The sequence below is a fragment of the Nocardia amikacinitolerans NBRC 108937 genome, from assembly GCF_001612615.1.
GTDB lineage: Bacteria > Actinomycetota > Actinomycetes > Mycobacteriales > Mycobacteriaceae > Nocardia > Nocardia amikacinitolerans.
The window spans coordinates 21,972-34,379 of sequence record NZ_BDAU01000002.1 but is presented as its reverse complement, the minus strand read 5'-3'; the positions used below and the strand labels follow the sequence as shown (position 1 = coordinate 34,379).

11 protein-coding genes and 1 pseudogene are annotated in these 12,408 nt (G+C 66.0%); 4 read left to right on the top strand and 8 right to left on the bottom strand.

Annotation, left to right across the window (positions count from 1 at the left end; all coding sequences use genetic code 11):
- Position 1 precedes the first annotated feature (1 nt).
- The 8 genes and pseudogenes from NAM01S_RS02390 to NAM01S_RS37130 form a co-directional block, all read right to left on the bottom strand.
- The gene (locus NAM01S_RS02390) at positions 2-1,576 is read right to left on the bottom strand and encodes an LVIVD repeat-containing protein (protein ID WP_067778501.1); all 1,575 of its coding nucleotides are present in this window, start codon (positions 1,574-1,576) and stop codon (positions 2-4) included.
- A 585-nt stretch (positions 1,577-2,161) separates the two neighbouring features.
- Positions 2,162-3,796: an L-type lectin family protein gene (locus tag NAM01S_RS02385; RefSeq protein WP_157107559.1), complete on the bottom strand. Its 1,635-nt coding sequence runs from the start codon at positions 3,794-3,796 to the stop codon at positions 2,162-2,164.
- A 36-nt stretch (positions 3,797-3,832) separates the two neighbouring features.
- Positions 3,833-4,168, bottom strand: a complete 336-nt coding sequence (locus NAM01S_RS02380; RefSeq protein WP_067778497.1) for a hypothetical protein — start codon at positions 4,166-4,168, stop codon at positions 3,833-3,835.
- Between the two features lie 134 nt (positions 4,169-4,302).
- Positions 4,303-4,707: a group I truncated hemoglobin gene (locus NAM01S_RS02375; RefSeq protein ID WP_067778495.1), complete on the bottom strand. Its 405-nt coding sequence runs from the start codon at positions 4,705-4,707 to the stop codon at positions 4,303-4,305.
- A 22-nt stretch (positions 4,708-4,729) separates the two neighbouring features.
- Positions 4,730-5,971 carry an oxygenase MpaB family protein gene (locus NAM01S_RS02370; RefSeq protein ID WP_067778493.1) on the bottom strand — a complete coding sequence of 414 codons (1,242 nt, stop codon included), beginning with the start codon at positions 5,969-5,971 and terminating at the stop codon, positions 4,730-4,732.
- A gap of 584 nt (positions 5,972-6,555) precedes the next feature.
- Positions 6,556-7,527: an NAD(P)-dependent alcohol dehydrogenase gene (locus tag NAM01S_RS02365; RefSeq protein WP_067778973.1), complete on the bottom strand. Its 972-nt coding sequence runs from the start codon at positions 7,525-7,527 to the stop codon at positions 6,556-6,558.
- A gap of 133 nt (positions 7,528-7,660) precedes the next feature.
- On the bottom strand, positions 7,661-8,188 hold the full coding sequence (locus NAM01S_RS02360) for a CAP domain-containing protein (RefSeq protein WP_067778489.1): 528 nt from the start codon (positions 8,186-8,188) through the stop codon (positions 7,661-7,663).
- Between the two features lie 118 nt (positions 8,189-8,306).
- Positions 8,307-8,603, bottom strand: a pseudogene (locus NAM01S_RS37130) (lipase family protein); the annotation flags it as partial.
- A gap of 545 nt (positions 8,604-9,148) precedes the next feature.
- Here NAM01S_RS37130 and NAM01S_RS02355 point away from each other — a divergent pair.
- From NAM01S_RS02355 to fabG, 4 genes are all read left to right on the top strand, one after another.
- Positions 9,149-9,982, top strand: coding sequence for an SDR family oxidoreductase (locus tag NAM01S_RS02355; RefSeq protein WP_067778484.1), 834 nt, complete (start codon positions 9,149-9,151; stop codon positions 9,980-9,982).
- A 290-nt stretch (positions 9,983-10,272) separates the two neighbouring features.
- Positions 10,273-10,803: a DUF8020 domain-containing protein gene (locus NAM01S_RS02350; RefSeq protein ID WP_253798115.1), complete on the top strand. Its 531-nt coding sequence runs from the start codon at positions 10,273-10,275 to the stop codon at positions 10,801-10,803.
- 36 nt (positions 10,804-10,839) lie between these two features.
- Positions 10,840-11,565, top strand: a complete 726-nt coding sequence (locus NAM01S_RS02345) for an HAD family hydrolase (protein ID WP_067778478.1) — start codon at positions 10,840-10,842, stop codon at positions 11,563-11,565.
- 77 nt (positions 11,566-11,642) lie between these two features.
- Positions 11,643-12,404: a 3-oxoacyl-ACP reductase FabG gene (gene fabG / locus NAM01S_RS02340; protein ID WP_067778476.1), complete on the top strand. Its 762-nt coding sequence runs from the start codon at positions 11,643-11,645 to the stop codon at positions 12,402-12,404.
- The last annotated feature ends 4 nt before the right edge of the window (positions 12,405-12,408 follow it).

Genomic DNA, 12,408 nt, shown 5'->3' with positions numbered 1-12,408 from the left:
TTCACGAGCCGACGATCGAACGCTGGTCGGCGGGCGGGCTGTACACCGCCTCGTCGAGCCGCAACACCATGAACCCGTTGTCCGAGCACGCGACATACAAGTCGTTGCCGCGCCATTCGGGCGGGGAGAAGCACCAGTCGGTGGAGACGTCGCCGAAGGCGAGCCGTCCGGTGCGGGGTGTGAGGGCGTCGGCCGGGTTGAACTGCCCCTCCAGCACGGCGCGCGCGGCGGGCGGTGCGCTCATCAGCGGGACGCCGATGATCGAGGCCAAGGCGTGCGGGGAGTTCCACAACTCGAGATTGCGTCCGGTGCGCGCGGGCGGGTTGAAGTAGGCGATCTCGCGCACCGCGAACGGATCGCGCACGTCGAAGACCCGGATTCCGGAGGAGATCCACCCGCAGGCCAGCGCCGTCGGATTCTCCTGGCGGTCGGCGGCGCAGTAGTGCGATTCGTAGGCGAACGCCGAACCGCCCATGGAGGAGCCGATATTGGCGTCGAGATGCTGCGGCAGGTTGATCTCGAGCTTCAGTTTGTTGGCGACCTTGGGCGCGGTGTCGTCGGAGACATCGATGAGTTTCACACCGCCGGAACCCCCTTCGTCGACGGTGAACAGATAGGGCTTGCCGTCATAGCTGACGGGGATGCTGTGCTGGGTCGCCCAGCCGTCGGTCCAGAACGTGCGGCCGATGTGGTGCACCTGCGGGTTCGGGTCACGCCGCTGCACGGCGCTGATGTCGAGCACGGTGAAACCGCCCAGCGCGGACAGATACATGCGGTTGCCGTCGGGGCTGATGCCGAAGCCATGCGCTTCGATGCCGGTCAAGCCCTGCCAGATGACGCGCGGGTTGGCCGGATCGGTGAGATCGACGGCGCTGACGAAGCCGGGCGCGATGCCGGAGGCCCAGTAGGTGCGTCCGTCGGGGGAGAAGCCGCCCTCGTGGGTCGTAATCGGCAGGGGCATCGCCAGATTGGTGCCGGGGCCGGGATTGAGCAGGCGTGGGTGCGCGCAATCGGAGATGTCGTAGACAGACAGATAGCCGACGCCGATGCCGACCGGGACGCCGGTTCCCACCAGCAGTTTGCGCTCGGCATTGACCTTCAGGCTCTCCCAGGTGCCCGCCAGCATGGCGGGTTCGGTGAGCGTGACCGTCGGGCGCGGGTCGGCCGGATCCGAGACGTCGAGCACCTGGACGCCGCGGCCTTCGCTGATCAGATCACCGGGAAAGAACGAGCCCATATAGGCGCAGTGTTCGAAGCTGGTGGAGGTGATACCCGCTCCGCGCCCGGCGAATTGGCCGACCATCGACATGTTGCACCGATAGCCCAGCGTGCTGCGCCCGCTGTCGCGATCGGCGGCGGGCACGTCGCCCTGGAGACCGGGTTCGGGCATCGAATCCGGTCCGCAGTCCGCGCGCGGCACCGACTTTCGGCCGACATCGAGGAATTCCTGGACGGCCGTGGCGATGTCGGACTGCAGATCGGCCGAGGCGCTGCCGGGCACCGTCATCGCGGCGATCACCGCCGCGGTGACCAGGGCGAGCGGTCTGATTCGGCGCATGCGCACCAGAGAGTGCATCGTCGCAACCCCCTACTTCCTTGTTCGCGGTCGTGCCGCACCATCTGGCTGGGACAGTGGCGCGATCTGACTGCATGGTAGTAACGGGCAGTAACTTCTGGAACCGGTTCGGGAGAAGTCCCAAATGTTCGGTTTGTTGCTCGCGTGTGGGTGTTGTGGGTTATGTGGCTGATTCCCAGGACGGTTCGTGCCGGGAAGCATGCCGGGCTTGTGCGGTGATCGGCCGAGTTTCCGACGCTCTAGAACATGTTCGAGGAGTCAGAACGTACTGAACGACAGTTCGCACGGTCGGCGTCGGCTCCTGGTCTGGAAGCTGTGACCGTCACCAGTTGGCGCGTCGACGGGGACAGGTCCAGCGTTCAGGGGTCTATCGCTTTGATCGCTTCGACGCGGGAGGGGACGGTGTTCTTGTCGGTGGGAACAAGATCCGTTGCCGAACTCGCGGCACGACCCGAGTGACTTCGCTTGTTCTGCACGGAAGGGCCCGCCGGGGGTGGTCCTTTCTACCCCGGCGGGCGCTTGACGAGATGACACCGCGAACAGAAGACCTGCCCGATGTGGCCTAGTTGTCGCTCCACACCAGACTTATGGGCTGGTCACCTCCGTGGCGTGCAGGTTGCGCAGTGTGCCGTCGCCGGCCTCGTGCTGGGTCGGATAGAGGACCTGCACGGCCACAGTCAGGGGCGTGCCGGGCTCGATGGTGTGGGTGTCGTCGGGCGTTGCGATGACGACGGATCCGTCGGTGCCGTCCTTGACCACCTTGTACCACTGACTCTGCTGGGGATTGATGCGGGTTCGTGCCGGTACGTCGAAGCGGATCTCCCACCACACCACCCGCTGCTCGCGAGCGGCCAGAGCGAGTTCGTAGCTGATGACCCATCCCTTCGCGTCCTCGGGCCACGTCTGGGCCCACTGCCCGACAATCTTGGGAGTGACCGTCACGGGAGGCTGCTCGACGTCGGTGGTGACCGAGCCGGAATGCTGCTTGGCGGTGTTCGCGCGTGTCGGCGAGGTGATCATGCTTGTGCAGGTGAGGCGGCCCTCGTACTGCGGGTCGATGGTGCCGGACAGGCTGACGGTCGCCTTGCTGCCTTTGGGGAGATCGATCGGCAGGTGCAAGCCGTTCCGGACCGAACCGGTGCCGCAGACGGCTCCGTTCTCGGCGTGGCAGGTGAGCTCCAGGTCGGTCAGTTCCGTCGGAATCGCACCTTCCAGCACGGCGTCAGGGCTGTCGTTGGGGCCGAGATTCTGCACGTCGATGGTGTAGGTGATCCGGTGTCCCGACTCCGCCTGCTGCGGCCCGCTCATCTCCAGCGGCATGTCCGCGGGCAGGGTAACCGTGAGGTTCCTGATCCGGTGGGACGCAGTCGCGGCGCCCGTTCCTGCGGCCAAACCCAGCTTGAAGGTCTCAGGCACCGGTGCCCTGCCGTTGGTGCTGGCGAGATCGAAGTTGTCGATCAGCAGGGTGCCGTTCGGGTTGGCTTTGTCAGCGTGACGCACGGTCAATCGGCCGCCGATGATGGAGATCTGGATGTGCGCACCGCGCTCCCATGCCGCGCGAAATCCGCCCGGCACTTGCACGCCTGTCAGCCAGCGGAACCCCTCTCGCAGACTGCCGGGTCCGCGTACCCCGACGGTGTTTGGCCGTTGTGCGCCGCCTCCTGTACCGGCGAGCGGCGTAGCGAAGTTTCCGTAATTGTCGAAGCCGACGCCCACGAATCCGGCTGTGACTCCCGGCGCGACGATTTGTTCTTGCGACGATTTCGTGACGGAGTAGCCAAGTGCGGCGCCGATGCCGCCGGGCTGCGTTGTGTGCTCACCGTCGATCACGTAGACGCTGAAGCCGTCGCCGAGCGTGGACCCTCCCTCGCACGAGTAGTCGAAGTCGATGGTGACGCCGAGCTTGGACGAGAACGCCTGATCGAGAAACGCCGTCCCGGCCTGGGAATTGGCGTTGGGCGTGAGCTCGAGGCTGCCGCCGTTGAGCCGAGCGCTGCCGAGCAGTTGCCAGTGCGGGTTGGTCACAGTGTCCTGGGTGAACGATTCAACGATCGGGAACTGCGCCTGCTGGATGGTGACTGGTGCGAACGTCGTCATAGTCGAATCCTCCTCGGGCCGGATGTGCCATGAGATGAGAGATTGCGCCATGTGGATCTTGACCAGTACTCCGCAAACAAAGATAGCGCATCCGATCTCACCGGAACTACGGTCCGTGGCCACAATGGCAAAGCACTGGCGACGTTTCGCGCCAGGTGTCTAATTCGCGACAGGACTTGTCGTCGCGTATCGGGGAGCCATCGGCCTGCACGGGTTCGGGAGTGCCGACAGCGTGGCGAGGTCGCAGATGCCGCCGGTCAGCATCTGGAAGGGGGTGACGCCGAGGAGGACGATGATTCCGATGATGTCGCCGTGCTGGAGGAAGTCCACGGCCGAGCGGGCCGCCGCCGATCCGGAGTCGACGGCCGACGAGCCGGTTCCGGGTTGGGGGGCCGCGACCGGCGATGGGCTGGGTTCGGCTGTCGCGGCGGTCGCGGTGCCGACGAGGCTCGCCGCCGCGACCGAGGCGGCGGCAAGGCGAAGGGTAGTACGCATTATCGCGCTCCTTGAATAGGTGAGGGCACACCCTGCTGGGAATGCGTTGTGGCACAAGGTGATAGACGACCATTTCGGCGGACCAGCAGGAAACGGGCGCCGAAGGTCCCGCCATGGGACCGTGTGTCGTTCGATCACGGGTTCGAGGCGATGTCATCGGCTAGCGAGGACACCGCGGCAAGGATTTGAGCAACCAGTTCCGGCGGCACTCCCGCGGCGATCAGCGCATCGGTGAGATGGCCTGCCACGAGGGCGAAATGATGCCGGGTGATGCCGCGGCCTTGGTGTACCTGTTTCATCGGGGGGCCGATGTAGGGATCGGGTCCGCCGAGGGTGGCGGCGAAGAACTCGACCTGTCGACCTTTCATGCGGGACATGTTGGTGCCGGCGAAGAATGGGCGCAGTTCCTCGTCGGCGAGGACGCGCGCGTAGAAGTCTTCGACGACCGTCTCCAGGGCTTGGCGGCCGCCGATCCGTTCGAAGATCGGCGCGGCCTCGCCCGGTAGCGACGTGGGCTCGAAAGAGAAAGCAGCAGACATCGTTTCAACACCCGACCGTGATTCAGCGCGGTGGCACGCTCATGTCGCGGTTCATCATCGGGAGTTCGATGCTGATCGGCATGCGCAGTTCGGCCAGATAGACCAGGACGGCTTTGCGGAGGAATTCGTCGAGGAGCCAGTAGGCGTCCGCCGCGGGCGGGACGGCGGTGAGCAGGCCCTCGCGCACGGCGATGAAAGGGCCCCAGCTGAATCGGAGCAGCGGGTCCCAGACCGGTTCCCTCGGGATGGACAGCCCGTCGGCGATCTTGTCGCCGAGCAGGAAGCGGGTGAACGACCCGAGGACCGGCTTGCTCAGGATCGCGAAGTCGAGATTGGCGCCAAGTCCCAAGAGTCGGTCGGCCAGCCTCGCGCCCTCGGGCGTCGCCGCGATGATGGGATCGAGGACCTGCGCCGCTTGGGAATTGGCTTCGGCCCACGAATTGGGGATGTATTCGTCGCGGACGCCGAGCATGTGCGCGGCCACCTGCCAGGAGTGCAGGAATGCCTCGGATTCGTGCGGCGGGATCGGCACTTTCCAGGCGGTCAGGTGCCTCATGACGGTCGTCGGCAGGCTGTGCCAGGTGACCATGATGTCGTTCTGGCTGATCGGAATGTCTTCCTCGGCGGAGTGCACCCAGTGCGGTGACTGCGGCAGCAGATGCCGCACCGCCGCGTGGACCAGCCGGGTTTTCACGCAGGTGACGACCATTTCCCCGTCGGGGCCGTAGGCATTGTTGCTGCCGATGTCGTACCCGAGTTTGGCGGTTTTGGAGATGCGGTCCTTGAGGTCTTGCCCGCCTTTGGAGTAGTAGACCGCACGCGCCTCCTTGGGAATGACGGTGCTCATCATGCCGCTGGCGAAACCATAGAGCACGCCGAGATAGAGTCCGCGCTTCTTGTTGAACTCGATCGCGGTGCCCAGCTTTGCCCGATCGGTCCACTGCGGCAGCTGACGCGCGTACTCCATGAAATCGCGCAACTCCGAAGGCAAACCGTCCGGCAGGGGTTGGCCGTTCCTGGTCCAGGTCCGCAACAACTCGTTGACCCGGGGGACTTCGCCCCTTTCGATCAACCTGGCGACCAACTCGTCGGCCTCGGGATCCCACACCGTCATCGGGTCGGCGCCGGATCCGGATCCGGCCACCGAGCCCTGCGGTGACCAGGTCCACGGCTCCGCCCGCGCGGGCGAAACGATCGCCAGAGCGCCGAGCGCCCCGAGAATCCCGCTGGCCTTCAACGCATCACGTCTGTTGAGTCCATCCATGACGTCACTCCTCATTGAGTACGAGCAGACCCCGACCCTGCGGCGACAGGCCATGCCTGTCGCCGAGCGGTCGAGGAATTGCTATTAACTTAGCAGCTCGTTGGAGGGCTGTCCGCGTTTTGCTCGATGTGAGGTTCCGGCGTTCTCCGCGACTTTGCGGTGGGTTGCGTCGTCGTGCTCGGTCGGCTGTTGTTCGATGGTTTGGCGCATCTTTCATGACTTGGCTGCGCCTCGCAGCGGCGCAAGGGTGTCGTGAGTCGACGAACTGGCGAGGGTGCGCCCTAGGGGACGCCATTGGATAATCTCTGGTAACTTAGGGTGCGGTAGCCGCAGGGGAGGGTGTGCGGCAGTCGGCTCGCGGCGTCGTGGCCTCGCGCATGCGGTATTGCGCTGGCCCGCAAAGCAATTCGCTAGTTGCAGCGTCGGCGTCTTGTGTAGGTCCCCGGTAGCCTGCGGGCGACCGGCTGGTGGCCGGAGTTCGCGCCAGGTGGGCATCGCCGATGCCCCGATTGCAGTTGCCGTACGGCGCTTCCCTGCCCGAGCAGCGGGCGCGCGCCGCTCGGGCAGAATCGCGGCGGTTGTCGTCAGACGGTGATGACGACTTTCGCGCGCGCGTGCTCGGTTTCCAGATAGTGGATGGCCGAGGCGGCCTCGCTCAGCGGGTAGGTCCGCTCGATCACCGGTGTGAGCTTCCCGGCTTCGGCAAGCTCGGCGAGCGCCTTCAGATTGGCGGCGCGCTGCTCTGCCTGGAGAACGTCCACCCAGCGGGCGAAGCGCGCCAACACCATGCCCTTCACCATGAGCGCCATCGGCCCGACGATCGAGCCGCCGCGGTACACGCCGCCGCCGGACAGGACGAGCTTTCCGGTGGATGTCAGCACTCGCCGGGATTCGGTCAGCGAGCGGTTGCCGACGAGATCGAAGATCAGGTCGTATCGCGTTGTGCCGGTGGTGAAGTCGTCGCTCGTGTAGTCGACGACGCGGTCCGCCCCGAGCGCCAGCGTCTGGTCGACGTTCCTGGTGCTGCACACGCCGGTCACGTCCGCGCCGAAGGCTTTGGCGATCTGCACGGCGAATGTGCCGACGCCGCCGGAGGCGCCATTGATCAGAACTCGATGACCCGGCTGGACCTGCCCGAGATCCCGCAGTCCCATGAGTGCGGTGTTGCCCGCCAAGGGAATCGCGGCCGCCTGCTCGAAGGTCAGGCGAGCGGGTTTGTGCGCCACGACGCCTTCCGGCGCGGCCAGGTACTCGGCGAAGGCGCCATCGGCCTCGCCGAACACCTCGTCGCCGGCCTTCAGTCGCGTCACGTTTCGCCCAACGGATTCGACCCGGCCCGCGAAATCGCGGCCGCGGATCTTCGCCCTCGGCCCACGCAGTCCCATCATCGGTCGGGCCAGATACGGATCTCCGCGCATCACATGCCAGTCCAGGGCGTTGACCGCGGCGGCGTGCACCCGGACGAGCACCTCGTCGTCGCCGGGCGCAGGTGGGTCGACGTCCCCGAACTCGAGGGCCTCCGGTGCTCCGTACCGATCCTGCATGATCGCCTTCATCGGGTTCTCCATTCGCGCTACCCGTTATCACCGAAACCGTAGATCGGTGCGCGGGGCACGGACATCGGGGAAGCCCCTGAAAGCGGCACTGATTCGGGTGTCGCGGGTAGACCCTCCGGTCGGCGTACTGGGTCTACCGAGGCCGGCCCACGTTCTCGGGGAACTGACCGAGAACGTTCCCCGCTGGGGTATAGCGGGCAACGATGAACATGGTTGGTTGCGGAAGGATGGTGCCTGCCGCGCAGACGACGGCGGCCGCGCCGACTTGCTTCGTGGACATCCACACCACCTGGGTGAAGTGGCCGGTCGCGGCGGAGAAATTCGGCCGGTTGTAGTCGTACATCGATGATTCGGCCATCCACGCCGCGACCGCGTCTTCGATGCCTGCGTTCAAATCTGTGCTCACATACAGGTTCTCGCCATAGTTGCCTTGGGCGTCCGAATGCCGGAACTCGCAGCGTTGGGCGTACTCCATCGCGGCCGAATACGTGTCGGTACTCCACGAAAGCGGTGGCGCACCGAACTTCGCCCGCGCCGCGTCGTGCTCGGCCAGAACCTGATTGCTCCACGTATCCGACTGTGCCGGAACGGCATTCACAGCCGAACCGCCCACGGTGGCGGCCGCGATCAGAGCGACTACGGCGCACGATTTGCTCGACATCGAAATTCCTTGTCGGTAGAGACCACGGGCGCCCAGTCGCACCCGTGTGGGATGTGTGGTGCTCGCGTCGACCGAACCCGATGCGGGTGTCGTCGAGCGTTTTCCCGGCACCGGCCGCGGAGTTGTCGAGGACGCAGCCGCCCCGCAGTTTCCGCACCAGTGCGCGGCCTGCCTCGGTCAGGTAGGGGTCAAGGTTCGGCTCGGGGTAGGCCGCATCGTGGCCGATCGCTACCATCAGCGCCGCGGCGGAGTTGCCTTCGTTGCCCTGCTTGTCGAGTGCGTCCTTCAGCGCGTCGGCGGGCACGCCACCGCTTGTGGGCCCCTCCATCTGCAGCTCGGGAGCATATTCGGGCGCCAGCTCGGCTGCCCACGCGCTTGTCTGGCCCCGTTGGGAGTAGCCGACGACGAAGGCCACCTGCACCACGTGGGAGCGCACTTGGTCGGCGTCGGCAGGCCGCCGAGCACCGTGAACGCGTACTGCTGGGCGCTGACCAGATCACCGCGAGCGCCACCGGAGGGCGGTTCCTCGGCGTCGACCACGCCTGCTCCGGCGGCCGGGCTCGCTGCCGGGGCGACAACGGCGGTGACCATCGCCAGCCGACGGGCGAGCGAAGGCTGTGATCGGCGGCAAGTGCGATTCATCAGTGCGTCCTCGAAATGTCGATGTGCGTGCGGGCCCACGTTCTCGTCGCCGACCCCGGACGCGTGCCGTGTCGCCGTGCGGAAGATTCGACCGCCCTGGAGACATGAAACAGTTCACTCGTTCGTTTCGCAATACTTGACTATTGATGATCCGACGCGTAAAAGCGCTCGATCGCCGACTGCGCGGTCTTGACTCGCCGGGGATGCGCGGCTATAGATTGTGAAGTTGACGTCAGATTCATATCGACTCGGGCATCCTGACGTGGGTTCTTCGACCGTGCCCGAGTGCCAGCACGTTTCGAACCGAAGGGACCTCGCATGAAGGTCAACGGCAAAACCGCCATCGTCACCGGAGCGGGTCGCGGAATCGGCGCTGCGATCAGTCAACGCTTGGTGCGGGACGGCGCGCGAGTCGTCGTCGCCGACCGTGACGGTGAGGCCGCCGAGGGCGTCGCGCATTCGCTCCGGGCCACGCATCCGGCTGCCGCGGTCGCCCTGGCGGGCGACGTCACCGATGAAGCGTATCTACGCAGGCTGATCGCCACGGCAAAGGACGAGTTCGGTGGTGTGGACTTGTATTTCGCCAACGCGGGCGTTCCGGGTACGCCCGGTCTGGGAATGCGCGACGACTGGATCACCGCCTTCGAGATCCATGTTCACGCACACGTCCGCGCCGCCCGGCTGCTGGTGGACGAATGGGTCGAGCGGGGCGAAGGGTACTTCGTCTCCACCGCCTCGGCGGCCGGCTTGTTGACCCAGATCGGTACCGCCGACTACTCGGTGACCAAACACGCCGCTGTCGCGTTCGCCGAGTGGCTCAGTGTGACATACGGCGACAAGGGGATTCGGGTGAGCTGCCTGTGCCCGATGGGGGTGGAAACCGCGATGTTGCAGGCGGGAGTCGAAGCCGACGACAGCTGGGCCGCCGCCGCGGCGCGGGCGGTCACTGCCGCCGGAGCCGTTCTGCCACCCGAACAAGTCGCCGACGAGGTGCTCGCCGCCATCGATGACGAACGGTTCCTTATCCTTCCGCACCGCGAAGTCGCGAAGCTGCACCGGCAGAAGACCGCCGACTACGACCGGTGGCTGCGCGGTATGCGCCGCTATCAAGCGGCCCTCTTGGCCGTGGAGGGTCAGGTCGAGGCGCTGTGATCGCCCATGATCAGGCGGTGTGAAACAGATTCCAAATTAGTTTCAGATTTCTATCGCAATAGCGGTCCTTCGGGGTATAAGCTCCTGCACATCCCGTAAGCCCGTGGCGCGAACCGGCCCTCGCGTCTCCGGGTAGTTGAACATGGCGTCAGGCTCAGGTTTGTGCGAAGGCTCGACCGGACAAGTCCGTCTCCTCGTACCCGCCGACCACGTCGCCGTCTTCCTCTCCACCTCAACCACATTCGGCTTTCGGCCGGAACCTCGAAGAAAGAACACAAGCTATGCGCGCCATGAGGAATGCCCTGATCGTCTCCGTCACGGCCGCGGCTGTCGGTGTCGCCGCTGCCACCGCCTCCGCGGACACCGGAACGGGGAGCGGAACCGAACCGTTGAGTGTCGCTCTCGCCCCGCGCGTCGACTACACCGCGTCGGTGGACGGCAATGCCGCGGTGATCACCGTCGACGACGCCGGGAGGCTGGCTGTCGACAACGGGCGCTTCGAGATCCGTTCGGCCGACGGTCGGATCCTCGCGGGAGTGCCGCTGGAATTCAACGTCGACGACATCGCCTTCCCGATCGATGCCGAGATCGCGGGGAACACCGCACGGCTCGTCCCGGTGCTGGATCCCGCTCGGGCGCAGTACAAGCCGGCCGCGCTGCCGTTCCAGGAGCACGCGCCATGGAAGACGCCCTACGAGCGCGAGCAGGCCGCCTTCTCTCGCCTGGCCGCCACGGTCACGATGGGCGTCGGCGCGCCGGTCGCCACGGCCGCCTTCATCCAATACTTCTCGACCATCAACGAACCGATGCCGGCCCGCTGAGGTCCGCTCGGAATCTGGAAGCGGTTGGTTGTCCCGATGACCCCCAAGGATTTTCGGCTTCCGCGAGAAGTCGCACGGCGCAGGGCGATCCTCGTCGACTTCGGCGGCGTGCTCACCACGAGCGTGTTCGCCGGCTTCCGAGCCTTCGGCAGAAGCATCGGCGTGGATCCGGATCTGCCGATCTGCCTCATCGCCTCCGACGCCGTGGTCAATTCCGCCTTCGTCGAATTCGAAGCGGGCCGACGCAGCGACGAACACTTCGAAGAGGTGCTCGCCGAGGCGCTGACCGAACACGGTGGCACCGTCGAAGCGGACGGCCTGCTGCGCCGTCTACGGTCCGAGATCGGACCAGACCCCGAGATGATCGAGTTGATCGCGGGCGTGCGAGCCGCGGGGCATCCGGTCGCGCTGGTGTCCAATTCCTTGGGCCGCGACTGCTACGACGACGTCGACATCGCCGCCCTTGTCGATGTCGCCGTGGTGTCGGCCGAGGTCGGGCTGCGCAAACCGGATCGGGCGATCTACGAATTGGCCTGCGCCCGACTGGAAGTCGAGCCCGGCGAAGCCGTCATGATCGATGACCTGACGCACAACGTCGACGGCGCGCGGCGCGCGGGTATCGACGGCATCGTGCATGGCAACGCGAGTACGACAGCCGAGGAGCTCGCCGTCCGATTCGGCGTGTTTCCGCTGCTACCGCCCACTCCCGTGGAGACGAACAGGTGCTGGCGAAGCCCGGGCTCGCGCTCCTGGCTGCACTGACGAACCGAAGAGGCGCGCCGTCGCGCCGATCTCGACCGATCGATCTGTCCCCCAACGTAATAGAAGGAAATCACCGAATGACCAACCCTTCCACGCCCACCGCGATCGTCACCGGCGCCGCCCGAGGGATCGGCGCCGCCACGGCGATCAGGCTGGCCGCCGACGGCATGGCTGTCGCCGTGCTCGACCTCGATGCGGACACCTGCGCCTCGACGGTGGACACGATCAACGCCGCCGGAGGTCGCGCCGCGGCCTTCGAAGCCGACGTCACCGACGCCGAGCAGGTGGACAAGGTCGTCCAACGCGTCTCCGATCAGCTCGGCGCGCCGACCGTGCTGGTGAACAATGCCGGCGTCACGCGAGACAACCTGCTGTTCAAGATGACCGACGACGACTGGGACACGGTCGTGAACGTGCATCTGCGTGGCGCGTTCCTGATGTCGCGAGCGGTGCAGGCTCATATCACGGCCGTGGGCTGGGGCCGGATCGTCAACCTGTCGAGCACCTCGGCGCTTGGCAACCGCGGCCAAGCCAACTACGCCGCGGCCAAAGCCGGTCTGCAAGGGTTCACCAAAACACTCGCCATCGAACTCGGCCGATTCGGCGCGACCGTCAACGCCGTCGCACCGGGATTCACCGTCACCGACATGACCGCGGCTGCGGCGGCTCGCGCGGGCGTCGACTTCGACGAACTCAAATCGACGATGGCCGCGCAGATCGCGGTCAGGCGTGTTGGCAAACCCGAGGACATCGCCAACGTCATCGCCTTCCTCGCCAGCAACGGCGCCGCTTTCGTCTCCGGTCAGGTGCTCTACGTCGCGGGCGGACCGGCGGCATGAACTA

Excerpts from the sequence above, each read along its gene's own strand:
- NAM01S_RS02390 (WP_067778501.1), bottom strand. The coding sequence starts at position 1,576 with ATGCACTCTCTGGTGCGCATGCGCCGAATCAGACCGCTCGCCCTGGTC.
- NAM01S_RS02380 (WP_067778497.1), bottom strand. The coding sequence starts at position 4,168 with ATGCGTACTACCCTTCGCCTTGCCGCCGCCTCGGTCGCGGCGGCGAGC.
- NAM01S_RS02375 (WP_067778495.1), bottom strand. The coding sequence starts at position 4,707 with ATGTCTGCTGCTTTCTCTTTCGAGCCCACGTCGCTACCGGGCGAGGCC.
- NAM01S_RS02370 (WP_067778493.1), bottom strand. The coding sequence starts at position 5,971 with ATGGATGGACTCAACAGACGTGATGCGTTGAAGGCCAGCGGGATTCTC.
- NAM01S_RS02365 (WP_067778973.1), bottom strand. The coding sequence starts at position 7,527 with ATGAAGGCGATCATGCAGGATCGGTACGGAGCACCGGAGGCCCTCGAG.
- NAM01S_RS02360 (WP_067778489.1), bottom strand. The coding sequence starts at position 8,188 with ATGTCGAGCAAATCGTGCGCCGTAGTCGCTCTGATCGCGGCCGCCACC.
- NAM01S_RS02355 (WP_067778484.1), top strand. The coding sequence starts at position 9,149 with ATGAAGGTCAACGGCAAAACCGCCATCGTCACCGGAGCGGGTCGCGGA.
- NAM01S_RS02350 (WP_253798115.1), top strand. The coding sequence starts at position 10,273 with ATGAGGAATGCCCTGATCGTCTCCGTCACGGCCGCGGCTGTCGGTGTC.
- NAM01S_RS02345 (WP_067778478.1), top strand. The coding sequence starts at position 10,840 with ATGACCCCCAAGGATTTTCGGCTTCCGCGAGAAGTCGCACGGCGCAGG.
- fabG (WP_067778476.1), top strand. The coding sequence starts at position 11,643 with ATGACCAACCCTTCCACGCCCACCGCGATCGTCACCGGCGCCGCCCGA.